The organism is Magnetospirillum sp. WYHS-4 (assembly GCA_039908345.1).
Taxonomy (GTDB): domain Bacteria; phylum Pseudomonadota; class Alphaproteobacteria; order Rhodospirillales; family GLO-3; genus JAMOBD01.
In genome coordinates, this window is the sequence record JAMOBD010000063.1 from 1 (window position 1) to 21,928 (window position 21,928).

Consider the following 21,928-nt stretch of genomic DNA (forward strand, 5'->3'; position numbering starts at 1 on the left):
GGCCCTCGACCCCCGCCAGCCGCGCCCGCGCACCGACCGTTGGATAGCCCTGCTGGCGGCGGTGGACGCCTGGCGCGAACCCGCATTCCCCTTGCTGGGCCGCGACGTGCTGGACCGGGGCATCCCGCGCGGCCCCGACGTGGGGCGGCTGCTGAAGGCGGTACGCCAGTGGTGGGAAGACGAAGACTACCGCCCCGACCGCCCCGCCTGCCTGAAGAAGCTGAAGGCGGAAGCGGGGACGGAGGCGTAGGCGGGACCGGGCGGTCGCTTGCCATCCGGGCAGGGACGTGGTCTCCTGCCAGGGATGGGAGACCGGGGGAAGGGCGATGGCGGACGACGGGCGGCGTAAATGGGTCTGGGTTTCCGACCCCGACAGCTACGCGGGCGGCGTCCCCTCGGTCCTGGCCGCTTTCGAGGTGGCGTTCGCCCTCTGGCTCTATTGGTGGGCCATTCCCCGGTATTTCGAAACCGACATCCACCTCCGCATCTCCGTCCTCGTCGCCCCCCTGCTCCTCCTGCGGTCCCCGGCGTCCGTCCAGGCGGCGCTGGCGGCGTTCGAGCGATACGACAAGGCGGAGGAAGATTCCCTCCGGTCGCCCCTTGCCTGGGCGGCGATCGGTCTGGGGGGCCTGGCGGGCGCCATGGCCGCAGGGCTGCTGGCCCACGGCTGGCTACCGGGCCACCAAGGATGGGACCTCTTCTGGCGGGCCGCCGTCGTCGGTTGGGCCGGCTTGGAGGTTGCTGTAGCTGTAGCCGGAGGCGTAGTCATGGCAGGTCCTCGGCATTATGTAGCAAGCACACCTAAGCCCGCGATAGGCACGGCGCCGCCTTGATCGCCGTCACCAACTCCTCCACCTTCGCCTGACTTTCCGCCTCGCACTCCCAAAGAACAATCACGGCCCAGCCGGCGGCGGCCAGCGCCGCCCGCACCTCAGCGTCCCGCTTCTTGTTGCGGTTGATCTTGGCTGTCCACCATTCGACCCGGCTCTTGGGAATGCGGTGGCGGGGGCATCCTTCGTGACCGTGCCAAAAGCATCCATGGACAAGGACGGCTATGCGCCTGGAAGGGAATACAATGTCCGGCCGACCGGGCAGCATCTTGGCGTGCAGGCGATAGCGTAGGCCAGCGGCCCACAGCGCCCGCCTGACCCTCATCTCAGGGCCGGTATCCTTGCCGCGCACCCTGGACATGACTTGGGAGCGTGTCATTGGCAGGCGCCGGCCTTTGGATTTCCGGCGCTGCCCCGTCATCGGATCACTGAGAGGGCGAAGTCGTAATCGACGCGCTCCCGATAGAGTATCACACGGTCGGGGAAAATCGTCGCCTGCCATTGGTCGGCGGGTAGAGCCGCGACGATGGCGCTCATGGCCTGCCTCGTCGTAATCGGACCGGTGGGAATGGTCAACCTGCTTTCCCGTTGCTCAAAATGGCCAACATTGGCGGCGGCTGGACGCATCCTGCCATTCTGCCCGGGGACAAGATCGGTTTCGAACCGAATCAGGTACGGTAGCTTCTCTTTGAGTAGCAGCAGAACTTGGTGGGCGCTGTAGTCGCCGGGCGGCACGACGTCCAATTCCCTGTCAACGTCCACGGGGTGCATTCGATCGAAGTCGGCTGGTTCCTGCCGTTCGCGGTTATGGCCCGGGTCATTCGAACCGAACCCCGAGTCGTTCCATGTGAGCTGCCGTTCTCCGCGCGCTCGCATCTCGTCGATGAGGATCGCCTCGACGTCAAACGTGGAGAACACCATCACGCGAACCGCCTTGAACGTCATGTCGTCCGGCTCCAGGCCGATGCGATGTTGGATGGTGTCCGAGTGCCTTTCCAAGCGATCGCGGAAGCCGTGCCGCGCGTCGGTCTTGCCGGCGTAAACGGGGTGCCCCTGGTGCAACAGGAGGTAGGCGCCCTTCGCTCGCTCCGGAATCGCCATCACATGTTCACGCGTCAGCGGCGCTGACTCTACGCCATCGAAAAACATCGGCAACTGCTCTTTCAGCACGCGCACGACATCCATTTCGAATTCGTCGTAACCTGGAATCCTGGCTACTACGACTTCGCCGGCTGGCCTTGGACGCCGGGCCATCAGGCCGCCCGCCGTGTCGGATGCGCGTCACCGAGGGTCCGAGCCATCCACTCGCCCAGGGATTGGGCCAGTTCCACCGGAACGGCGTTGCCGAGCTGCCGCATGCTCTCGCTCCACGAAGACAGGAACGACCAGTGGTCGGGCAAGCCTTGCAGGCGCGCGGCCTCCCGAATGGTGAAATACCGCACCGAACCGTCGTCCCGGACCATCATGTTTTCGCCGCCAGGTACACCATGGTCCCCCGCCTTGAGCGCCTTGGCCGGCTCGTCCAACGGGCTGCCGGTATGGCCAGGATAGACCTTGGCGCCGTCCTGCCGAACATGGTTGTTCAGCCCGTTCGGCTCGCCCAGGTTGGTGATCGTGTCCCGAACGGTTCTCCACGCGGCCTCCTTAGGCCGCTGGTTGTTGGAGCGCATGCGCGCTACGGCGCGACGGTCAGCGTCGGCCTGGGGGCCGGCGGCCGGCATCCGCATCCCGTGCCGCTCCCAATATTCTCCCGAAATCCACTGGTCCCAAAGGAGGCGATCACGGGAATGGGTGGGGGTGGGCTCCTCCAGGTTAATGCCGAGGTCGCGCCGAACGCCGGCCACCACCACGCGATGTCGCTTCTGGGCTGCGCCGTAGTCCGCAGCGTTGACCTTGACCACGATCACGTCGTACTCGGCTGGGGCCTTGACGAGACGCGCCAAGTGGGCGGCGTGTTCCTCGCCCTCGCGACGCGTCAGGCCGGGAACCGCGAGATGGGCCTTGATCCAGGCCAGGTAGTCGGCGAAGGCCGGACGGGCAAGCCCTCGGACGTTTTCGAACAGGAAGGCGCGCGGGCGCAATTCGCGCACGGATCGGATGGCTTCGGGCCACATGTCGCGGGCGTCGTTGTCGCCCTTGTGCTTGCCGCCGATCGAGAACGGTTGGCAAGGGGGGCCTCCAGCGGCCAGCCAGACTTCCCCGCCGATCTCGGACCAATCGATGGCGCGCACGTCGCCCTGGACGAAGGGCCAGTCGCGGGCGTGTTCAACCCCTCTGGCCTTGTTGTGCTCCAGCGTGGCGCAGGCGTCGGCGTTCCACTCCACCATCTTGGCGTGCTCGAAGCCGGCGCGGGCCGTGCCAAGCGCCAAACCACCGCAACCACTGAATAGCTCGACGCTGCGCATTTTCCCCTCCAGCGTGTTCATTTGAACGGCAGTAGCGGGCCGCCCTCGGCCTTCTCTATGAGGTCATCGACCGCCCGTTTGATCAGCCAAGCGATCTCGACCTTGTTCGCCTTCGAAATGCGCTCCAACGCCTCGCGCTGCTCCACAGTGAAGGTGGTGGTGATCCGCCTGGCGTTCTTACCGTCCTTACCCATGGGCCGAGTCTCCCTGCGGGAATCCGCGGTGGTTGTCAGTACTCCGCGGATATCCGCGGACCTCGGCAGCATCCCTCTTTAGGGTTGTAGCGTCAACCCTTCGTGCACCAGATGTGGCGCACGACAAGGAGCACCATAAGAACATTGCGGTCTGTTGTCAATATGTTCCACATAGAGGTGGGGAGGCGCGACATCCTCACCAACCCGTCAACGGGAGAAATACTGCCTGCGGACACAGCCCGGCGCGGAAGGATCGACGACCATCCCTCAATCAGTCGGGCCCGCGACCGCCTGGCCGCCCTGGCGGGAGCCGAAGTCCGGCTGGCGGCGGTGGCTGCCGACAAATACGGCGGGCGGGTGCTGGCCGCGGTGGCCGATGGAGGGGGCCGCCAGTCCTGGTGCCCCTGAGGCGCCCGCCGCTTACCCCCGCCACCCGCAGGCTTTCAGCGCGGTACGCATGTGCAGGGGGGGCGGGGCTTCGGCGGCGACGGGAGGCCTGTCGGTGTAGAGCGGCAGGGAGATGGACCGGGCGTGTAGATGCAGGGGCGTGGCCGCCGCGCCCTCGGTGCCGCCGTAGACCGCGTCCCCCAGCACCGGGCAGCCCATGGCCTGGCAATGAACGCGGATCTGGTGAGTGCGGCCGGTGCGGGGCTTCAGTTCCAGCCAGGACAGCCCCATGCCCGCACCCAGAACCCGGTAGTCGGTGACCGCCGTCTGGCCGTCGGCGGCGACGACCATCTTCCAGCCGCGCTTGGGTGTCAGCTTCTTGAGCGCCAGGTCGATACGCCCTTCGGCCGCCGGGGGGCCGCCGATCACCACCGCCCAGTAGGTCTTTTCCACCCGGCCGGAGGAAAACAGCTTGCCCAGCTTGCGCAGCGCCTTGTGGTGACGGCCCAGAACCAGGCAGCCGCTGGTATCGCGATCCAGACGGTGGGCAAGCGCCGGCGGACGCGGCAGGCCGAAGCGGAGCGCGTCGAAGAACTGTTCCAGGTTCTCCCCGCCGCCGGGGCCCGGATGCACCGGCAACCCGGCGGGCTTGTCGAGGATCACGACAAGCGGGTCTTGGAATAGCACGCGGGCCTGGATGTCTTGCGGCGTCATGGGGGAGGCCTTATAGCATGGGGAACATTGCGAAGGGAGAAGACCATGGCGACGCTTTTCGTGGCGACCAGCAAGGCGGCCGGCAAGTGGGGCGGCGACGTGGGGATCGGCAAGCACCTGTACAAGGTCGGGCTGACCGACGGCAAGGCCGACGAGGCCGTGAAGGCGCTGAACGACGGGAACTTCGCCGGGGCGACCGACTGGAAGCTGGCGCGCAAGGCCGAGACCGACGCGACCGACGAATCCGCGCTGATCGCCAAGGTGGCGCGCCGCGAGAAGATGGTCGACCCCACCTACTACCCGCGCCTCAAGGGCGAACGCGGGCTGTTCAGCATCAAGCTGGCCAATGTGGAAAACCACATGCTGTTGCAAATGAGCCTGGCCAACGAACAGCTCAAGCTAGTCAATCCCAAGGCCGCCGATATCGCCGACTACATGATCCACCTGGCGGCGCGGGAGCTTCCTTCCAAGCCGGAGGAGTGACCATGGATTGTCCTGCCTGCGAATCCGTCACGCTGCAACCCCAACTCGCCCGCCGGGGCGTCGAGGTGGACGTCTGTCCGTCCTGCGGCGGGACGTGGCTGGACAAGGGCGAGATCTTCCTGTTCGCCAAGGATGCCAAGGCGGTATCCGAACGCCTGCGGGCCGGCCTCGCCCAGTCCCGCGCCTCGGACCGGCTGTCGCCCCGTTCCGGCAAGCCCATGCAGGAATTCGACTATCCGGGCGGGCCGAAGCTGGAATTCTGCACCCACTCGGGCGGCCTGTGGCTGGACAAGGGAGAACTGGAAGGCGTGACGGGGCTGGAGCCCGACCGTCCCCGCCGCCAGGCCTTCGGACGGATCAAGGGCCTGCTGCCCCTGCCCAACCTGGGGCTGCGCGCCGTCGCGACCTTGGGCACCCTTTACGGCATGCTGACGGCGATCCTGATCGCCGTCTCCCTGGTCGCCGACATCCCGACCTGGCCGATCCTGGCGGCGGGGGGACTCGCGTCGCTGTTCCATTTCCTGATCGGGCCGTGGCTGATGGATATCAGCCTGCGTTGGCTCTACAGCCTGACCTGGGTCGAACTGGACGCCCTGCCCCCCCATTTGCAGGCTTTCCTGCGCAAGCTCTGCCACGAAAAGGGCATCCCCGTGCCGCGAATGGGCTTGATCGCCGACGGCGCCCCCCAGGCCTTCACCTACGGCCACACGCCCCGGAACGCCCGCATCGTGATCTCGGAAGGCCTGATCGAACGGCTGGAGCCGGAGGAACTGGAAGGCGTCGTCGCCCACGAGGTCGGCCACGCGGTCCATTGGGACATGGCTTTGATGACCGTGGCGCAACTGGTGCCGCTGTTCCTCTATTCCCTCTACCGCGCCCTGATCCGCATGAAGGGCAACAGCAAGGAATCCGGCCCCCGGCTGGCGGTGGCGGTCGGCGCCTACCTGCTCTATATCGTCAGCGAATACTTGGTGCTCTGGCTGTCGCGGACCCGCGAGTACTACGCCGACCGCTTCGGCGGCGAGGCGACGGGCAATCCGGGGGCGCTCGCTTCCGCACTGGTCAAGATCGCCTACGGCCTGGCCGGGCAGGAGCCGCGCGCCGCCGCCGACGAAAAAGCCCCGCAACGCAATCCGCGCCTGGAAGCCGTCGGGGCGCTCGGCATCTTCGATGCCGGCACCGCCCGCGGCCTGGCCCTGGCCGCCTACAACCCCAAGGCGGCGCGGGGCCGCAACCCCGTGGACCCGGAACTTCTGGCCGGGGCCATGCGCTGGGACCTGTGGAACCCCTGGGCCACTTGGTTCGAACTGAATTCCACCCACCCCCTGACCGCCAAGCGGCTGCTGCACCTGTCGGACCAGGCCCGGCACCTGGGCCAGGAACCCTATGTGGTCTTCGACGAACGCCAGCCCGAGTCCTACTGGGACGAATTCCTGGTCGACCTGCTGGTCTACCTGGCGCCGGCGGTGGCGTTGCTGGTCCCGCCCGCCGCCATGCTCTGGGCCGGCGGCGGCCGGGGCGACCCCAACCATCTGCTGGGCCTGGCCGCCATCGCCTGGGCCATGGCCTACGTCGGACAGCTGCTGTTCATGTACCGCGACCGCTTCTTTCCCGAGTCCAGCGTCGCCGCCCTGCTCAAGGCGGTGAAGGTGTCGGCGGTACGCCCCGTCCCCTGCACCCTGACCGGAACCATCGTCGGGCGCGGCGTGCCCGGCTACATCCTGAGCGAGGATTTCGTCGTCGACGACGGCACGGGCATCCTGTTCCTCGACTTCCGCCAGCCCTTGGCCATCTGGGAAGCCCTGTTCGGCTTCTTCCGGGCCGAGAAATTCCAGGGCCGGCGCGTCACCGTGACCGGCTGGTACCGCCGCGCCCCGGTGCCCTTCATGGAAATCCGCGACATCGTGGCCGAGGACGCCACCCGCTCGCGCAGTTGGCTGGTCTTCGCCAAGATGGGCGTGGCCCTGGCGGGAGCCATCGGCGGGACCTGGCTGTTGCTGGCCGAGCCCTTGGACGGGGTTTTCCGCCTTCCCCTCTAATCAAGCCTGCTTGGCGTCGATGACGCCGCGGCGGATGGCGCGGGCGCGGACGAAGGCCTCGTGCAAGGTATCGCCCTCGCCGCGCCGGATGGCGCGCTGCAGGGCGGTCAGGTCCTCATTGAAGCGCTGCAGGACTTCCAGCACCGCTTCCCGGTTCTTGAGGAAGATATCGCGCCACATCACGGGGTCGGAAGCCGCGATGCGGGTGAAGTCGCGAAAGCCGCCGGCCGAGAACTTGATGACTTCCTGCTGCAGGTCGCCGGCCAGGAAGGTCGCGGTATCGACGATGGTATAGGCGATCAGATGCGGCAGGTGCGAGGTGATGGCCAGCACCAGATCGTGGTGACGGGCGTCCATGAATTCCACCATGCTGCCGCAGCTTCGCCAGAGTTCGGCCACCTTGTCGACCGCCGCCCGGTCGGTTTCCGCCTCGGGTGTGAGAATGCACCAGCGGCCCTCGAACAGGCTGTCGAACCCGGCTTCGGGGCCCGAATGTTCCGTGCCCGCCACCGGATGGCCGGGCACCAGATGCACGCCGGCCGGCAGCAGCGGCTTGACTTCGTCGATCACCGACTGCTTGGTCGAGCCCACGTCGGTGACGATGGCGCCGGGCTTGAGGACGGGAGCGATGGCTTCAGCCACCTTGGCGAACACTCCCATGGGGGTGCAGAGCACCACCAGATCGGCATCTCTGGCCGCTTCCGCCGGATCGGGGCTGTAGGAATCGCCCAGCCCCAGGCCGCGCGCCTTGTCCAGGGTCTCCCGGCTGCGGGTGGAAACGGCAACATGGCCGGCCAGCCCATCCTTGCGCATCCGGCGCGCCAGCGACGAGCCGATCAGCCCGATGCCGATCAAGGCGACCTTCGCGAAGATCATTTCGCCATGAACTCCTTCAGCGCATCGACGCAGGCGGTCATTTCGTCTTCGTAGCCGATGGAGATGCGTAGCGATTCGGGCAGCCCGTAGCCCGCCATGCGGCGCGCGATGATCCCCTTGGAGCGCAAGAAGGCGTCGGCGTCCAGCGCCGTCCTGCCGGCGGCCGTCGGGAAGCGGGCGAGCACGAAGTTGCCTAGGCTTTCCGGAACGTCCAAGCCGATCTTGCGCAACTCGTCCGTGGTCCAGCGCAGCCAGACGGCGTTGTGTCGGCGGGCCTTGTCGACGAAGTCCTCGTCCGCCAGGGCGGCGAGGCCCGCCACCTGGGCGGGCGAAGGTACGTTGAAGGGATTGCGCACCCGGTTCAGCACGTCGGCCACGTTGGGCGGGCAGTAGGCCCAGCCCAGGCGCAAGCCGCCCAGGGCATAGATCTTCGAGAAGGTACGAGTGACCACCGTGTTTCCGCCCGCGTCCACCAGATCGTTGCCCGGCGAATAATCGTCGCGCTCGACGAATTCGGTATAGGCGGCGTCGATCACCAGCAGCACCTGTTCGGGCAGTCCCTGGCGCAGGCGGGCCATCTCGGCCTTCGTCAGGTAGGTGCCGGTGGGATTGTTGGGATTGGCGATATAGACGATGCGGGTCCGTTCGTTGACCTTACCGAGAATTTCGTCCACGTCGGCCGCCAAGTCCCTTTCCGGCGCCGCCACCGGGGTGGCGCCCGCGGTCAGGGCGGCGATGGGATACATCAGGAAACCGTGCTCGCTGTAGACCACCTCGTCGCCGGGGCCGGCATAGGCGCGGGCCAGAAGGCCCAGCAGTTCGTCGGAACCGGCGCCGCAGACGATGCGGGCCGCGTCCAGTCCCCAGCGGTCGCCAAGGGCTTGGCGCAGCTTGGTGCAACCGCCGTCTGGATAGCGGTGCAGGTCGGCCGACATGGCCTCGAAGGCCTTCATCGCCTTGGGGCTGGGGCCGAAGGCGCCCTCGTTGGAGGCCAGTTTGATGACCCTCTTGAACCCCGCCAGTTCGGACTCGCCGCCGACATAGGGATTGATCTTCATGATGCCGGGACGGGGCTCGGGCAGGCGCATGGGGTCAGGCTCCTTCGGGAACGGGGGCGAGTTCTTCGGCGGTCAGGGGTTCGGCGTAGCCGCCCAGCAGCAGGGTGCGGCTGACCGGCTTGCCCAGGAAGGCGCAGCAACGGACGAGGCGTTGGTCGTCGCCGGCCACGTAGCCCTTCACCTCCACCAGGGTCAGGAAGACGCCGGGGATGTGAACGTCGTGCCAGGTATCCAGGAAGGTCGGTTCGAATCCGGCCCCGGTGAGGGCCTCGCCGAAGCGACCGCCGCGCACTTCCTCCTTGGTCTCGAAGACCAGGAAGGAGCGGTCGCGGCCTGTGGGCTGGCGGTCGATGGGGCAGATCACCAGGGCTTCCATGCGGTCGCCGCCCCGGGCGTTGCCCATGCCGGAAAAAGGCAGACGGGCGATGATGCGCGGCGCGTCGGCGCTAGGGGTGGCCAGATGGCGCCACCAGGGATTGGTGTCGTCCTGGCGCGGCAAGGGCAATACGCCGACCGTGGACTCCTGGGTGCGCACGGCCTCGATCACCCGGTGGAACGAGGTGTGCGCCGTCATCGGCGTGTAGCTGCCGTAATAGTCGCGCGCCAAGTCCCAGGCGGCGGAAGAATCGCCGGCCATGTAGACGGCCACCGAGAAGGGTCCTTCGAAACCAAGGGTGGCGACGATCATCTCGCGCCACATGCGCACCAACTCGGCCTTGGGAAAGTGGCCGCGGTGACGGGCGACCAGACGACAGACGATCTGGTCCTCGCGGGCCGGCCGGATCTTGATCCGGTCGCCCTGCTTCAGGTCGCGCACGCTTTCGACGATGCGGGTCCGTTCCATGATGAGGTCATGGATCTGGTCGTCGATGGCGTCGATGCGCTGGCGCAGGCTCTCCAGGCTGGCGGGACCCTTGCGCTTGCGCGGCGTGGCTGGCTTTTTCTCGGTCGTCGTCATGATACAAACCCCGGGGGCAAGGCGACCGCCAGTGATAGCGGCAGGCCCGATCAAAAGCAAAGAAAACCTTGACGCCTTTTCCCGTCTTTCCTGCTATGTAGAACCCATGAGCGCCAACGCCTGCCCGACCATCGATACCAGCGTCCTGCCTTGCCAATATGTCACCTTGGGCACGGACCGTCCATTGCGCCTGGACAGCGGCACCGAGATGCGCGACATCCGGGTCGCCTACCGCACCTACGGAGAACTCAACGCGGACCGGAGCAACGCCATCCTGGTCTGCCACGCCCTGACCGGCGACCAGTTCGTTGCCGACGTCCACCCGGTGACCGGCAAGCCGGGCTGGTGGGAGGAAGTGATCGGCCCCGGGCGGATCGTCGACACGGAACGCTATTTCATCGTTTGCGCCAACATCCTGGGCGGCTGCATGGGAACCACCGGGCCGAAGGAGATCAATCCCGCGTCAGGCAAGCCCTGGGGCCTGGATTTCCCCGTCATCACCATCGGCGACATGGTACGGCTGCAGGCCGTGCTGGTCGACCACCTGGGCATCGACCAGTTGTTCGCGGTGATCGGCGGGTCCATGGGCGGCATGCAGGTGCTCGAATGGGCGGCATCCTACCCCGAACGGGTCTTCGCCGCAGTGCCCATCGCCACCGCCGCCCTGCATTCGGCGCAGAACATCGCCTTCCACGAAGTGGGCCGCCAAGCCATCATGGCGGACCCGGACTGGCGGGATGGCGACTACCTGAACCAGGACACCCGCCCGCACCGGGGTTTGGCGGTGGCGCGCATGGCGGCACACATCACCTATCTGTCGGAAGCCTCGCTGACCCGCAAGTTCGGTCGCCGCCTGCAGAACCGCGACGCCATCACCTTCGGATTCGACGCCGACTTCCAGGTGGAAAGCTATCTGCGCCATCAGGGATCGACCTTCGTCGACCGATTCGACGCCAATTCGTACCTCTACATCACGCGGGCCATGGACTACTTCGACTTGGCGGCACGGACCGGGGGCATGCTGCCCGAAGTCTTCCGCAACACCAAGACCCGCTTCTGCGTTCTGTCCTTCACCAGCGACTGGCTCTACCCCACCGCCGAAAGCCGCCAGATCGTCCAGGCCCTGAATTCGGTGGCGGCCAACGTCAGCTTCGCCGAGATCGTTTCCGACCGCGGCCACGACGCCTTCCTGCTGGACGAGCCCGAATTCCACCGGGTGCTGTCCGGATTCCTGGAAGGCGCGGCGGAAAAGCGCGGGCTGCCGCGGAGGCACGAATGAATTCCGACCACCACCGCAAGGCGATCCGCGTCGACCTGCAGATCATCGCCGACATGATCGAGCCCGGCTCCCGCGTGCTGGACGTGGGCTGCGGCGACGGCACCTTGCTGGAGTACCTGTCCACCTTTTTGCGCGTCGACGCCCGCGGCATCGAACTGTCCACCGACGGGGTGAAGGAATGCGTCTCGTCGGGCCTGTCGGTGATCCAGGGCGACGCCGACACCGACCTGAAATACTACCCGGACCACGCCTTCGACTACGTGGTGCTCAGCCAGACGCTCCAGGCCATGTTCCAGCCCAAGGACGTCCTGGGGCATCTGGTCCGCATCGGCCGCCACGCCATCATATCCTTCCCCAACTTCGGCTACTGGCGTATCCGGCTGCATCTGCTGACCCATGGCCGGATGCCGGTGAACGAGTCCCTGCCCTACCAGTGGCACGACACCCCCAACATCCACTTCTGCACCATCAAGGATTTCGTGACGACCTGCCGCGAGATGGGCATCGTCATCGAGCGCAGCATCGCGCTCGACCGCACCGGAGCGCGCCGCATCATCGGCCCCGGCTCCCGGTCCGCCAACCTGCTGGGCGAACAGGCGGTGTTCCTGTTGCGGCGCTAACAGGCCGCGGCCGGCAGCGTGAAGCGGAAAACGCTGCCGCCGCCCGGATTGGCTTCCGCCCAAATGCGTCCGCCGTGGCGTTCGACGATCCGTTTGCAGACGGCAAGGCCGATGCCGGTGCCGGGGTAGGCATGGGCCGTGTGCAGGCGGCGGAAGATGGCGAACACGTCCTGGTTCGAGTCTGCGAGGCCGATGCCGTTGTCGGCCACCGAGAAGATCCATTCGCCGTTCGCTTCCTCGGCCCGCACCGCGATATGAGGCCGCAAGCCCGGCCGGTGGAACTTGAGCGCGTTGCCGATCAGGTTGTGGAAGACCTGGACCAGTTGCACCCGGTCGGCGCGTACCCGCGGCAGCGATCCGACATCGAGCACCGCCTGGGTCTCCAGGATGGTCTCCGAGAGGCTCTGGGCGGCGGCGTGACAGGCTTCCATCGATTCCACGGCATCGAAGGGCGTGTCATTGTCGGCGATGCTGGAATAGGAGACGAGGTCGCGGATCAGATTGTGCATCCGCTTTGCCGCTCCGACCACGAAGTCCAGGTAGCCCTGCGCCTCGCCTTCCTTGTCGCCCAGGCATTCCTGCTGCAGGCGCTGGCTGTAAATGGAAATGGTGCGCAAAGGCTCCTGGAGATCGTGGGAGGCGACGTAGGCGAAGCGCTTCAACTCGACGTTGCTGCGGGTGAGTTCGTCCACCGCGCGCCGCAGGTCGTCCTCGCGCCGCCGCTGTTCCCGGTAGGCTTCCTCCAGACGGCCCTGCATGGCGTTGAAGGCATCGACCACCTGGCCCAGTTCATCCTCCCCCACGGCCGCCCGATGACGCTCCAAGACCAGGGCCGGCGCCGTCCCGTGGCGCAGGTCGTAGCGATCCAGGTGGCGGGCGATGGCCGCCAGATGGCGGGTAACCAAGCGATGGACCATGAACAGGATGAACATGGACACCACGAAGGTCTTGATCCCCTGCGACACCAGGATGACCAGGGCACGGTCGACCAATCGGACGTAAACGCCGTGCAGGGTGGCATCGACGGTCAGGATGCCGAGGGTACGCGGCCCATCCCGGTCTTCGTGCACGATGGGATACTGGCGGCGGATGGTGCGATGGTCGAGGGGCCGACCGACCGAGACGACCAGGGGACGGCCGGCCTGCGCCGGGGTCTCGCGCACCTCCAGGGCCTGCATGTCGGGCAGGCGGAGCAGCCCTTCGAGTTGCAGCCGCAGTTGTTCGGCATCCACGTTCCACAGGCTGCGGCCGATACTGCCCAGATGGCCCTGCTCGACCTCGGCCAAGCGGTCCTCGATGTCCGAGACGTCGCGCCGGTAGTCGATGAACAACTGGGTCGCGGTCAGGATGAGGGTGACCAAGGAACTGACCAGCAGGATGCGGACCAGCAGACGAACGCCGATACCGCGGCGAAGAGATGCCCCGGCATCCGTCACGCCCGTTGCTCCCAAGAGACCATTCCCATCGCGGCCCCACTCCTCCCCGTCGCCGTCCGGACGGACGATCGATCTGGGCGCCCGCCGAAGCGAAGGAAATCAGCCGGCGGCGCCGTGGCAGTGCTTGTATTTCCTGCCCGACCCGCAAGGACAGGCCGAATTGCGCGATACCCGCCCCCAGGTTGCCGGGTCCTTGGGGTCCACGCCGGCCCCGGCTTGGCGGGACCGCAACGGGGCTGAAGCCGCCCCGGCGCCGACTTCGGACTCGGTGGAGGCGTGGCTGTGGAAGGCCGGGTCCTCACGGGTCTCGATCATCTCGCGTTCCGGAGTGCCGAACAGTTCCTCCTCGGTCGGCGAGTCCCGCAGTTCCACATGGGCGAGCAGACCGGTAATGCGCTCGCGCAGGTTCTGCAGCATGATCTCGAACAGATCGAAGGCTTCGCGCTTGTACTCGTTCAAGGGATCGCGCTGGCCGTAGGCCCGCAAGCCTATGCCCTGGCGCAGATGGTCCAAGGTCAGCAGGTGGTCCTTCCACATCTGGTCCAGGACCTGCAGCAGCAGGCTCTTTTCCACTTGGCGCCAGATGTCGGTGCCATAGGTGACGGCCTTTTCCGCCATCTTGCGGTCGGAGGCGTCCTTGAGACGCTCGCGGATCTCCTTGTCCGCGATGCCCTCTTCCTTCGCCCAGGCGTGCACCGGCACGTCGAGCCCCAGCACGCGCAGGACCTCTTCGTGCAAGGCATCCATGTTCCATTGCTCGGCGTAGGCCCGTTCGGGAATGCAGCGCGTCACCATGCCCTCGACGACTTCGTGACGCATGTCGACGATTTCCTCGGACACGTCCTCGGTGACCATCAGTTCGCGGCGCTGTTCATAGATCACCTTGCGCTGATCGTTCATCACGTCATCGAACTTCAACAGGTTCTTGCGGATGTCGAAGTTGCGCGCTTCGACCTTCTGCTGGGCCTTTTCCAGGGCCTTGTTGACCCAAGGATGGACGATGGCCTCGCCATCCTCGATGCCCAGCCTCTGCAACATGGAATCGATACGTTCGGACCCGAAGATACGCATCAGGTCGTCTTCCAGCGACAGGAAGAACTTGGAAGCGCCCGGATCGCCCTGGCGCCCGGCGCGGCCGCGCAACTGGTTGTCGATGCGGCGGCTTTCGTGGCGTTCGGTGCCGACGATGTAGAGCCCGCCAGCCTCCATGACGGTCTGCCGGGCCGCCGCCACCTCGTCGCGGATACGTTGGGCTTCCGCCGGGTCGGGCGACCCGCCCAGTTCGTTGCGGATGCGCATGTCGGCGTTGCCGCCCAACTGGATGTCCGTGCCGCGGCCGGCCATGTTGGTGGCGATGGTGACGGCGCCGGCCTGGCCCGCCTGGGCGACGATGGCAGCTTCCTGTTCGTGGTAGCGGGCGTTCAGCACCTTGTGCGGTACCTTCCGGGCCTTCAGCATCTCCGACAGCAATTCCGACTTCTCGATGCTGACCGTACCGACCAGCACCGGCTGCCGGCGCTCCCGGCATTCCTCCACCAGCTTGATGATGGCCTCGTGCTTCTCGCGGGCGCTGCGGTAGACTTCGTCGTCGGCGTCCTTACGGACGCAATCGACGTTGGTCGGGACGTCGACGACCTCGAGGTTGTAGATTTCCAGGAACTCTCCGGCCTCGGTCATCGCCGTGCCGGTCATGCCCGCCAGCTTGGGATAGAGGCGGAAGTAATTCTGGAAAGTGATGGAGGCCAACGTCTGATTCTCGTGCTGGATCGAGACGCCTTCCTTGGCTTCCAGGGCTTGGTGCAGACCTTCCGAATAGCGGCGGCCTTCCATCATGCGCCCGGTGAATTCGTCGATGATCACCACCCGGTCGTCCTTGACCAGATAGTCCACGTCACGGGTGAACAGCTTGTGGGCGCGCAGGGCCTGATTGGCGTGGTGCACCAGGGAGACGTTCTTGAGATCGTAGAGCCCCCCCTCCCGTAGCAGCCCCGCCTCGCGCAGCAGACGGTCGAGCGTCTCGGTGCCGGTTTCGGTGAAGGTGGCGGCGCGCATCTTCTCGTCCTTCTCGAAGTCGGACGGTGCCAGCATGGGGATCAGCTTGTCGATGGCGGCGTAGAGTTCCGAGGAATCCTCGGCCGGGCCCGAGATGATGAGCGGCGTGCGCGCCTCGTCGATCAGGATCGAGTCCACCTCGTCGACGATGGCGTAGTTGAAGCTGCGCTGAACCATCTGCTCGAACGAGAACTTCATGTTGTCGCGCAGGTAGTCGAAGCCGAATTCGTTGTTGGTGCCGTAGGTGATGTCGGCGTTGTAGGCGGCTTGGCGTTCGACGTCGTCCAGTTCGTGCACGATGCAGCCGACCGAAAGCCCCAGGAACCGGTAGACGGCACCCATCCAGCCCTGGCCCGACAAGGCATTCAGGTAGACCGGCAGTGTCGCGACGAGGGTCTTGCCTTCACCGGTCCGCATCTCGGAGATCATGCCCCGATGCAGGACGATTCCGCCGACCATCTGGACGTCGAAATGGCGCTGGCCGAGAGTGCGCTTGGCCGCCTCGCGCACGGTGGCGAAGGCCTCGACGAGCAGGTCGTCCAGAGCCTCCCCGTTCTCCAGCCGGCCCTTGAACCACGCCGTGCGGCCGCGGATTTCGTCGTCGGAGAGCTTCTCCAGGTCCGGCTCCAGGGCGTTGATGGCCTCGACGGTGCCACGCAGACGCTTGACGAAACGCTCGTTGGCGGAACCGAACAGCCGACGGAAGATGGCGGAGAACATGGGCGATCCTTCGGGAAACTCTCGGGCGAGGCCGGCGGTCGCGAATTCCCCCGCCGCCGGGCGTCAAGAGAGATAGAAGGGGGGAGCCCGTCTGTCAATGCAAGCGACCGTCGCAACCGCCCATCAGTTGGATCAGACGCTGAAGGAGGAACCGCAGCCGCAGGTCGATGTGGCGTTGGGGTTCTTGAGGGTGAAGTAGGCCCCCATCAGGTCCTCGACGAAGTCGAGTTCCGAGCCCGAGAGCAGGCCCAGGGAGGTTTCGTCGACCACAACGCCGACGCCCTGGTCCTCGAAAACCACGTCTTCGGCGTTGCGGTTCTCATCCAGGGAAAAGCCGTACTGGAAACCGGCGCAGCCGCCGCCCGAGACCGTGATGCGCAACATCAGTCCGGCCTTACCTTCCATCTCCTTGAGTTCGGCGATGCGCCGGCCGGCGCTTTCGCTGACACGGATTATGCCGCTGGCTTCGGTCATGGGACGTTCTCCTTGCTTGCCGATCCCTTATTTAGTCGCCCGGCGCCGCTTGTCAAAGGGGTCGCGGGCGATACCCGGCGTGCCAGCCTATCGCTTCCGCATCAGGAGTTCGCGATTCTGGTAAGGCAGGAAGTCCTTGACCTCGGTGGAGGGCTTGCCGAACAGCCAGCCCTGCACGTAGTCGCAGCCACAGTCGCGCACGAAGTCCAGGGAGTCGCGGCTGTCCACCATCTCGGCCACCGTGTCGACCCCAAGGCGTCGGCAAAGCTCGCAGAGAGCCGAGAGAAAGGCGCGCCCCTTGTCGGCCTTCTGCGCGTTCTTCACCGCGCTGCCGTCCAGTTTGACCACATCCACGTCCAGGCTCGCCAGATACTGGAAGCTGGCCGCCCCGGCCCCGAAGTCGTCCAGGCAGACCTCGTATCCCGCCCGCCGCAGCCGCTGGATGAAGGTGTTGGCCGCATCCAGGTCGCTCATGCGCGAGGACTCGGTAACCTCGAAGCTCAGCTTGCCCTCGGTCCAGGAATTGGCCGCCAGCAGCGCGAACAGGCCATCGACGTAGGCCTCCTGCCCGATGGAATAGCCCGACACGTTGACCGCGACCCGGTACATGGCATTGTTGCGCGGGAATTGGCCGAGCCAGTCCACCACCTTGGCCGCCATGGCGATGTCGAATTGGTGGATCTGGCCGGTTTCCTCGGCGAAGTTGATGACCTTATAGGGAGAAACGTCCTTGCCCAGGGCGTGGAAGCGGCAAAGCGCCTCGAAATGATGGATCTCGCCACCGCGCAGCCCGATGATCGGCTGCAGGGCCACGTCGAACTGGCGTTCCGCCACCAACTTGCGAAAGGTGACGATCTGTCCGACCGTCTGGTCGACGATGCCGCTCATTCCCGAAGCGAGTATCTGCAAGCTGGCCGCCCCCTCCGCCGATTGCAGCTTCTGCAGCGTATAGAGAAGGCCCTTGGCCAAGTCGGACTCGCTGATCGAGCCCGCGTCCCCTACCGGCACGGTGGCCGCCGAAACCTGCACCGTGCCGTCCGGATCGGCCGCAGACACCAGATCGGCCAATTCCCGTTCCAGGGCCGAGATGCCCTGGCCCTTGGGAGTCAGCAGGGCGAAGCGGTCCGGAGCAACCGCGGCGGCGGTATCGCCGTCCAGCGAATTGGCCCGAATAACCATGCCCAGGGTGGCCATCAGGGCTTCCCGGTCTTCTGCGCCCAGGCCCTCGACCAGGCCATCCAGGCCGTCCACCGATACCAGCGCGACGTCCGCCTGCTGGCCGCTCGCCGCCAGGGATTTCAGCCGTGCCGATGCCAGATTATGAAAGCGGTCGCCGCGATAGAGGCCGGTGGCGTCGTGGCGCTCCACCTCCTTGTCCAGGCCGCCGGGGAAGCGGAGATAGGTGCGAAAGGCGAGGTACAGGCGATTGCCGGCCCCGGTGCTCAGGCCATGGCCCGTCAGCGACGCCTTGGGATGGGTACCACCGGGACCGCACAGCCGGATAGCCGTCTCGGCCACCCGGCCGTGACGCTCCAACAGGTCGCAGACCTCCTCGATCATCCGGCGATCGGCCGGAGCCACCAGATCCTCGATGGGCTGGCCCGCCAGATCGGCGCCGCGCCGCCCAAGCAAGGGCTCGCAGGCACCCGACGCGAAAACCACCCGACGCCCCTCGGTCTCGACGATCAGGTCGGCCCAGGCGAAGGCAAAGGCCAAGTAGCGATCCCGCTCGGCCTTTAGGAGGTCGTCCCGGCTCACGCGGATTTCTCCCAGGCCGCGTAGGTCTTGTCGAAATCGACGATATGATCGATCAGCCAATGGCGCAGGAACGCCAGCGCCCTCTCGTCGACAGTCGCCGTACCTTCCTTCAAGGCGCCGATTTCCGACAACAGGCGGCGGTGCTCGCCAGCATGGGATTCCGCCTCGGGAAAGCCGATACGATGTAGATAGGCCTCCTCGCGCCGGAAATGCTCTTCGGTGCCGACCAGAAGATTGCGCACCAGATCGGCCAGAACCCGGGGCGAGGTGCCACTTTCCGCCGCCACCACGATCTCGTTTAGTTGTTCGGTCAGGGCACGGTGGTCGCGGTCGAAGGCACGTACGCCGACGCTCAAATCATCCGACCAGGCAACGACTCGCGTCGACATGCGCACACCCCGGAAGTCAGTCTAGCCCGAGGAACCACCAAAAGGAAAGGGCAGCCCGCCGGGCTGCCCTTCCATTTCCGGATATCGGGCCGAAAAGTCAGGCGGCGGCGTCGCCGGCGGCTTCGGCAGCGGCTGCCCGGGCCTTGTCCTCGGCGCCCTTGGCGGCCGGATCGCGGTCCACCAGTTCGATCACCGCCATGGCCGCGGCGTCGCCGTGGCGAAAGCCCGCCTTGATGACGCGGGTATAGCCGCCCTTGCGTTCCTTGTAGCGTTCGGCCAGCGCGCCGAACAGCTTGGCGACCGCCGCGTCGTCACGCAGCAGGGCGAAGGCCTGGCGGCGGCAGTGCAACCCGCCCCGCTTGCCGAGCGTGATTATCTGGTCCGCCACCCGCTTGAGCTCCTTGGCTCGCGGCAGGGTGGTGGTGATCTGCTCGTGCTTGACCAGCGACACCGTCATATTGGACAGCATCGACTTGCGATGGGGCGTCTTGACACCCAGCTTGCGGCCGCTCACACCGTGACGCATGACTTTCTCTCCTTAAACCCCGCCTTGAACGGCGGTATTGGTCGTTCAGTAGGGTTCTTCCAGCTTCTTGGCCAGTTCCTCGATGTTGTCGGGGGGCCAATTGGGAATTTCCATGCCGAGATGCAGGCCCATGTCGCCCAGCACCTCCTTGATCTCGTTCAGCGACTTGCGGCCGAAGTTCGGCGTACGCAGCATCTCCGCCTCGGTCTTCTGCACCAAGTCGCCGATATAGATGATGTTGTCGTTCTTCAGGCAGTTGGCCGACCGGACGGACAGTTCCAGTTCGTCGACCTTGCGCAGCAGATTCTTGTTGAACGGAAGATCCTCGCGCCGTTCCTCCGCCGACAAGGTGGAGGGCTCCTCGAAGTTGATGAAGAGCTGCAACTGATCCTGCAGAATGCGCGCGGCCAAAGCCACGGCGTCCTCGGGAGTCACGGTGCCGTTGCTCACCACTTCGAGCGTCAGTTTGTCATGGTCGGTGACCTGGCCGACGCGGGTATTGTCGACCTTGTAGGCGACCTTGCGGACCGGCGAGAAGATCGAGTCCACCGGGATCAGGCCGATGGGCGCGTCGTCCGGACGATTCTGGGAGGCCGGCACGTACCCCTTGCCGGAGCTGACGGTCAGCTCCATCGAAAGGCGGGCGCCGCGGTCCAGCGTACAGAGCACCAAGTCCGGGTCCATGATCTCGATGTCGTGGCCGCATTCGATCATGCCGGCCTTGACTTCGCCCGGACCTTCAGCCTTCAGCGAAATGCGCTTGGGGCCCTCGCCGCTCATCCGGAGCGCCATGGACTTGATGTTCATGACGATGTCGGTGACGTCCTCGCGGACGCCCGGAATCGACGAGAACTCGTGCAGCACGCCGTCGATCTGAATCGACGTCACCGCCGCGCCGCGAAGCGACGACAGCAGCACCCGGCGCAGCGCGTTGCCCAGGGTCAGACCGAACCCGCGCTCGAGCGGCTCCGCCACCACCTTGGCCGCCCGCTTGGGATCGGCCCCCGGAATGACTTCCAGCTTGGTGGGTTTGATCAAGTCCTGCCAGTTCTTCTGAATCACGAGAGTGACCTCACGCCCCGATCAATGCCCATGAGGCCCCGAAGGGCCTCTCGAAATCCACCCGCTCCCGGAAGGGGGCGGACGCCATTAAGAGAGACCCGAAGGTCTCCCGAAGCGATCAGACGCGCCGCCGCTTGCGTGGCCGGCAGCCGTTGTGCGGCACCGGAGTCACATCGCGGATCGCGGTGATGTTAAAGCCGACGGATTGCAGCGCCCGCAAAGCGGACTCGCGACCCGCTCCCGGCCCCTTGACCTCGACTTCCAAAGTCTTCATGCCGTGTTCCATCGCCTTGCGGCCGGCATCCTCGGCCGCCATCTGGGCGGCATAGGGAGTCGACTTGCGCGACCCTTTGAAACCCTGATTGCCGGCCGAAGACCAGGCGATGGTGTTGCCTTGGGCATCGGCGATGGTAATCATGGTGTTGTTGAACGTCGCGTTCACATGCGCGACGCCGGACACGATATTCTTGCGCTCGCGACGCCGCGGGCGCTGGGCTACTGCCTTGGCCATCGTAACCTCTTCCTACTTGGTGGCCTTCTTCTTGCCGGCGATCGGCTTGGCCGGCCCCTTGCGGGTCCGGGCATTGGTGTGCGTGCGCTGTCCACGCACCGGCAAGCCGCGCCGATGCCGCAGACCACGGTAGCATCCCAGGTCCATCAGGCGTTTGATGGTCATCGCCTTCTCGCGCCGGAGGTCGCCCTCCACTTGATATTCCTTGTCGATGACCTCGCGGATACGGATCACCTCGTCCTCGGTGAGTTGGTTCACTCGCCGCTGGGACGGGATCCCGACTTTGGCGCAGATCTCCTTCGCCTTGGTCGGGCCGATTCCGTAGATATAGGTCAGCGCAATTTCCACCCGCTTCACGGTAGGAATGTTCACGCCAGCGATTCGAGCCAAAGCTGCTACTCCTTAGACTTTGGTTTTGAACGATAATCGTGCCCGCCGGGACCCCGAAGAGGCGCGATTATAGGGACAAACCGAACCAAGTCAACCTTCCCGCTGTCACCCGAGGATCGCGTTGAGCTGTTTGGTCACGTCATCGATCGGCGCCATGCCGTCGGTTTCCTTCAGCACGCCCTTCTTTCCGTAGTAGGCGGAGATGGGGGCGGTCTGCTTGTGATAGGCCTCCAGGCGCGACCGGACGGTCGCCTCGTTGTCGTCGGCGCGGCGGACGAAGTCGGTGCTGCCGCACTTGTCGCAGACGCCTTCCTTGGCCGGCTTCTCGAACTTGTCGTGATAGCCCTTGCCGCATTTGCCGCAGGTATAGCGGCCGCAAATGCGTTCGACCATGGCGTCGTCGTTGACCTTGAGTTCAACGACGTGATCGAGCTTGTACCCCTTGTCTTGCAACATGGTGTCCAGGGCTTCCGCTTGCGGAACCGTCCGCGGGAAACCGTCCAGGATGAAGCCCTTCTTGCAATCGGGCTGGTCGATGCGGACCGAGATCATGGAAATGATCAGGCCATCGGAAACCAGGCCGCCCGATTCCATGATGCTCTTGGCTTGCTTACCCAGTTCGCTGCCCGAAGCGACCTCGGCGCGCAGCATGTCGCCGGTAGACAGCTGGACCATGCCATACTTGTCCTGGATTCGCTTGGCCTGGGTGCCCTTGCCCGCGCCGGGGGGGCCGAGGAGGATGATCTTCATGGTGTGAATGCGCTCCC

The 21,928-nt window shown here is 65.7% G+C and carries 25 protein-coding genes; 7 read left to right on the forward strand and 18 right to left on the reverse strand.

The genetic code is table 11. From position 1 onward, the window contains the following. Window positions 1–250, forward strand: a 250-nt coding sequence (locus tag H7841_14920) for a CCA tRNA nucleotidyltransferase (protein MEO5338165.1), incomplete at its 5' end; no start/stop codon positions are given. A gap of 76 nt (window positions 251–326) precedes the next feature. Then, on the forward strand, window positions 327–833 hold the full coding sequence (locus H7841_14925; protein MEO5338166.1) for a hypothetical protein: 507 nt from the start codon (window positions 327–329) through the stop codon (window positions 831–833). Here H7841_14925 and H7841_14930 read toward each other — a convergent pair. The 4 genes from H7841_14930 to H7841_14945 form a co-directional block, all read right to left on the reverse strand. Continuing rightward, window positions 802–1,155 carry a very short patch repair endonuclease gene (locus H7841_14930; protein ID MEO5338167.1) on the reverse strand — a complete coding sequence of 118 codons (354 nt, stop codon included), beginning with the start codon at window positions 1,153–1,155 and terminating at the stop codon, window positions 802–804. The genes H7841_14925 and H7841_14930 overlap by 32 nt on opposite strands. A 92-nt stretch (window positions 1,156–1,247) precedes the next feature. Next, window positions 1,248–2,015 carry an Eco29kI family restriction endonuclease gene (locus tag H7841_14935; GenBank protein ID MEO5338168.1) on the reverse strand — a complete coding sequence of 256 codons (768 nt, stop codon included), beginning with the start codon at window positions 2,013–2,015 and terminating at the stop codon, window positions 1,248–1,250. A 68-nt stretch (window positions 2,016–2,083) separates the two neighbouring features. After that, window positions 2,084–3,235 carry a DNA (cytosine-5-)-methyltransferase gene (dcm, locus tag H7841_14940; GenBank protein ID MEO5338169.1) on the reverse strand — a complete coding sequence of 384 codons (1,152 nt, stop codon included), beginning with the start codon at window positions 3,233–3,235 and terminating at the stop codon, window positions 2,084–2,086. 17 nt (window positions 3,236–3,252) lie between these two features. After that, a complete protein-coding gene (locus H7841_14945) occupies window positions 3,253–3,429 on the reverse strand; it encodes a ribbon-helix-helix domain-containing protein (GenBank protein ID MEO5338170.1) in 177 nt (58 codons plus the stop codon). A 162-nt stretch (window positions 3,430–3,591) separates the two neighbouring features. Between H7841_14945 and H7841_14950 the strand changes: the two genes are divergently transcribed. After that, on the forward strand, window positions 3,592–3,837 hold the full coding sequence (locus H7841_14950) for a hypothetical protein (GenBank protein ID MEO5338171.1): 246 nt from the start codon (window positions 3,592–3,594) through the stop codon (window positions 3,835–3,837). Window positions 3,838–3,849: 12 nt separating this feature from the next. Here H7841_14950 and H7841_14955 read toward each other — a convergent pair whose 3' ends face one another. Next, window positions 3,850–4,530, reverse strand: a complete 681-nt coding sequence (locus H7841_14955; GenBank protein ID MEO5338172.1) for an RNA pseudouridine synthase — start codon at window positions 4,528–4,530, stop codon at window positions 3,850–3,852. A gap of 45 nt (window positions 4,531–4,575) precedes the next feature. Between H7841_14955 and H7841_14960 the strand changes: the two genes are divergently transcribed. Together H7841_14960 and H7841_14965 are read left to right on the forward strand one after the other, a co-directional pair. Then, window positions 4,576–5,013, forward strand: a complete 438-nt coding sequence (locus H7841_14960; GenBank protein MEO5338173.1) for a hypothetical protein — start codon at window positions 4,576–4,578, stop codon at window positions 5,011–5,013. 2 nt (window positions 5,014–5,015) lie between these two features. After that, entirely contained in the window at window positions 5,016–7,052 is a 2,037-nt protein-coding gene (locus tag H7841_14965; protein MEO5338174.1) for a M48 family metalloprotease, read from the forward strand. On the opposite strand, the gene H7841_14970 is transcribed toward H7841_14965, so the two are convergent. The 3 genes from H7841_14970 to H7841_14980 are packed head-to-tail and all read right to left on the reverse strand — an operon-like array spanning window position 7,053 to window position 9,944. Further along, window positions 7,053–7,928, reverse strand: coding sequence for a prephenate/arogenate dehydrogenase family protein (locus tag H7841_14970; protein MEO5338175.1), 876 nt, complete (start codon window positions 7,926–7,928; stop codon window positions 7,053–7,055). After that, window positions 7,925–9,016, reverse strand: coding sequence for a histidinol-phosphate transaminase (gene hisC, locus H7841_14975; protein MEO5338176.1), 1,092 nt, complete (start codon window positions 9,014–9,016; stop codon window positions 7,925–7,927). The genes H7841_14970 and hisC overlap by 4 nt, the downstream gene beginning before the upstream one ends. Window positions 9,017–9,020: 4 nt before the next feature. Continuing rightward, window positions 9,021–9,944, reverse strand: a complete 924-nt coding sequence (locus H7841_14980) for a chorismate mutase (GenBank protein ID MEO5338177.1) — start codon at window positions 9,942–9,944, stop codon at window positions 9,021–9,023. Between the two features lie 106 nt (window positions 9,945–10,050). On the opposite strand from H7841_14980, the gene H7841_14985 reads away from it, so the two are divergent. Both H7841_14985 and metW read left to right on the forward strand, forming a co-directional pair. Next, a complete protein-coding gene (locus H7841_14985) occupies window positions 10,051–11,223 on the forward strand; it encodes a homoserine O-acetyltransferase (GenBank protein ID MEO5338178.1) in 1,173 nt (390 codons plus the stop codon). Next, on the forward strand, window positions 11,220–11,843 hold the full coding sequence (gene metW, locus H7841_14990; GenBank protein MEO5338179.1) for a methionine biosynthesis protein MetW: 624 nt from the start codon (window positions 11,220–11,222) through the stop codon (window positions 11,841–11,843). Before H7841_14985 ends, metW begins: the two co-directional genes overlap by 4 nt. Here the strand turns inward: metW and H7841_14995 are convergent. The 10 genes from H7841_14995 to H7841_15040 all read right to left on the reverse strand — a co-directional run bounded on the left by H7841_14995 (window position 11,840) and on the right by H7841_15040 (window position 21,911). Then, a complete protein-coding gene (locus H7841_14995) occupies window positions 11,840–13,279 on the reverse strand; it encodes an ATP-binding protein (protein ID MEO5338180.1) in 1,440 nt (479 codons plus the stop codon). The two genes, metW and H7841_14995, sit on opposite strands and share 4 nt — an antisense overlap. A gap of 99 nt (window positions 13,280–13,378) precedes the next feature. Then, on the reverse strand, window positions 13,379–16,051 hold the full coding sequence (gene secA / locus H7841_15000; GenBank protein MEO5338181.1) for a preprotein translocase subunit SecA: 2,673 nt from the start codon (window positions 16,049–16,051) through the stop codon (window positions 13,379–13,381). A 132-nt stretch (window positions 16,052–16,183) separates the two neighbouring features. Further along, on the reverse strand, window positions 16,184–16,525 hold the full coding sequence (gene erpA, locus H7841_15005) for an iron-sulfur cluster insertion protein ErpA (GenBank protein ID MEO5338182.1): 342 nt from the start codon (window positions 16,523–16,525) through the stop codon (window positions 16,184–16,186). 87 nt (window positions 16,526–16,612) lie between these two features. Continuing rightward, on the reverse strand, window positions 16,613–18,283 hold the full coding sequence (locus tag H7841_15010) for an EAL domain-containing protein (GenBank protein MEO5338183.1): 1,671 nt from the start codon (window positions 18,281–18,283) through the stop codon (window positions 16,613–16,615). After that, the gene (locus H7841_15015) at window positions 18,280–18,672 is read right to left on the reverse strand and encodes a hemerythrin family protein (GenBank protein MEO5338184.1); all 393 of its coding nucleotides are present in this window, start codon (window positions 18,670–18,672) and stop codon (window positions 18,280–18,282) included. The genes H7841_15010 and H7841_15015 overlap by 4 nt, the downstream gene beginning before the upstream one ends. Before the next feature lie 97 nt (window positions 18,673–18,769). Next, window positions 18,770–19,198: a 50S ribosomal protein L17 gene (gene rplQ, locus H7841_15020; GenBank protein MEO5338185.1), complete on the reverse strand. Its 429-nt coding sequence runs from the start codon at window positions 19,196–19,198 to the stop codon at window positions 18,770–18,772. Window positions 19,199–19,243: 45 nt separating this feature from the next. Next, window positions 19,244–20,260 (reverse strand): DNA-directed RNA polymerase subunit alpha, encoded by a 1,017-nt coding sequence (locus tag H7841_15025; GenBank protein ID MEO5338186.1) that lies wholly within the window; start codon window positions 20,258–20,260, stop codon window positions 19,244–19,246. Window positions 20,261–20,378: 118 nt separating this feature from the next. Continuing rightward, window positions 20,379–20,771 carry a 30S ribosomal protein S11 gene (gene rpsK / locus H7841_15030; GenBank protein ID MEO5338187.1) on the reverse strand — a complete coding sequence of 131 codons (393 nt, stop codon included), beginning with the start codon at window positions 20,769–20,771 and terminating at the stop codon, window positions 20,379–20,381. A 12-nt stretch (window positions 20,772–20,783) separates the two neighbouring features. After that, window positions 20,784–21,161, reverse strand: coding sequence for a 30S ribosomal protein S13 (rpsM, locus tag H7841_15035; GenBank protein ID MEO5338188.1), 378 nt, complete (start codon window positions 21,159–21,161; stop codon window positions 20,784–20,786). Between the two features lie 105 nt (window positions 21,162–21,266). After that, window positions 21,267–21,911, reverse strand: a complete 645-nt coding sequence (locus tag H7841_15040) for an adenylate kinase (protein ID MEO5338189.1) — start codon at window positions 21,909–21,911, stop codon at window positions 21,267–21,269. Window positions 21,912–21,928 lie beyond the last annotated feature (17 nt).

Bases quoted from the DNA above. Each gene is read 5' to 3' on its own strand.
- H7841_14925 (MEO5338166.1), top strand. From the start codon at position 327: ATGGCGGACGACGGGCGGCGTAAATGGGTCTGGGTTTCCGACCCCGAC.
- H7841_14930 (MEO5338167.1), bottom strand. From the start codon at position 1,155: ATGAGGGTCAGGCGGGCGCTGTGGGCCGCTGGCCTACGCTATCGCCTG.
- H7841_14935 (MEO5338168.1), bottom strand. From the start codon at position 2,015: ATGGATGTCGTGCGCGTGCTGAAAGAGCAGTTGCCGATGTTTTTCGAT.
- dcm (MEO5338169.1), bottom strand. From the start codon at position 3,235: ATGCGCAGCGTCGAGCTATTCAGTGGTTGCGGTGGTTTGGCGCTTGGC.
- H7841_14945 (MEO5338170.1), bottom strand. From the start codon at position 3,429: ATGGGTAAGGACGGTAAGAACGCCAGGCGGATCACCACCACCTTCACT.
- H7841_14950 (MEO5338171.1), top strand. From the start codon at position 3,592: ATGTTCCACATAGAGGTGGGGAGGCGCGACATCCTCACCAACCCGTCA.
- H7841_14955 (MEO5338172.1), bottom strand. From the start codon at position 4,530: ATGACGCCGCAAGACATCCAGGCCCGCGTGCTATTCCAAGACCCGCTT.
- H7841_14960 (MEO5338173.1), top strand. From the start codon at position 4,576: ATGGCGACGCTTTTCGTGGCGACCAGCAAGGCGGCCGGCAAGTGGGGC.
- H7841_14965 (MEO5338174.1), top strand. From the start codon at position 5,016: ATGGATTGTCCTGCCTGCGAATCCGTCACGCTGCAACCCCAACTCGCC.
- H7841_14970 (MEO5338175.1), bottom strand. From the start codon at position 7,928: ATGATCTTCGCGAAGGTCGCCTTGATCGGCATCGGGCTGATCGGCTCG.
- hisC (MEO5338176.1), bottom strand. From the start codon at position 9,016: ATGCGCCTGCCCGAGCCCCGTCCCGGCATCATGAAGATCAATCCCTAT.
- H7841_14980 (MEO5338177.1), bottom strand. From the start codon at position 9,944: ATGACGACGACCGAGAAAAAGCCAGCCACGCCGCGCAAGCGCAAGGGT.
- H7841_14985 (MEO5338178.1), top strand. From the start codon at position 10,051: ATGAGCGCCAACGCCTGCCCGACCATCGATACCAGCGTCCTGCCTTGC.
- metW (MEO5338179.1), top strand. From the start codon at position 11,220: ATGAATTCCGACCACCACCGCAAGGCGATCCGCGTCGACCTGCAGATC.
- secA (MEO5338181.1), bottom strand. From the start codon at position 16,051: ATGTTCTCCGCCATCTTCCGTCGGCTGTTCGGTTCCGCCAACGAGCGT.
- erpA (MEO5338182.1), bottom strand. From the start codon at position 16,525: ATGACCGAAGCCAGCGGCATAATCCGTGTCAGCGAAAGCGCCGGCCGG.
- H7841_15015 (MEO5338184.1), bottom strand. From the start codon at position 18,672: ATGTCGACGCGAGTCGTTGCCTGGTCGGATGATTTGAGCGTCGGCGTA.
- rplQ (MEO5338185.1), bottom strand. From the start codon at position 19,198: ATGCGTCACGGTGTGAGCGGCCGCAAGCTGGGTGTCAAGACGCCCCAT.
- rpsK (MEO5338187.1), bottom strand. From the start codon at position 20,771: ATGGCCAAGGCAGTAGCCCAGCGCCCGCGGCGTCGCGAGCGCAAGAAT.
- H7841_15040 (MEO5338189.1), bottom strand. From the start codon at position 21,911: ATGAAGATCATCCTCCTCGGCCCCCCCGGCGCGGGCAAGGGCACCCAG.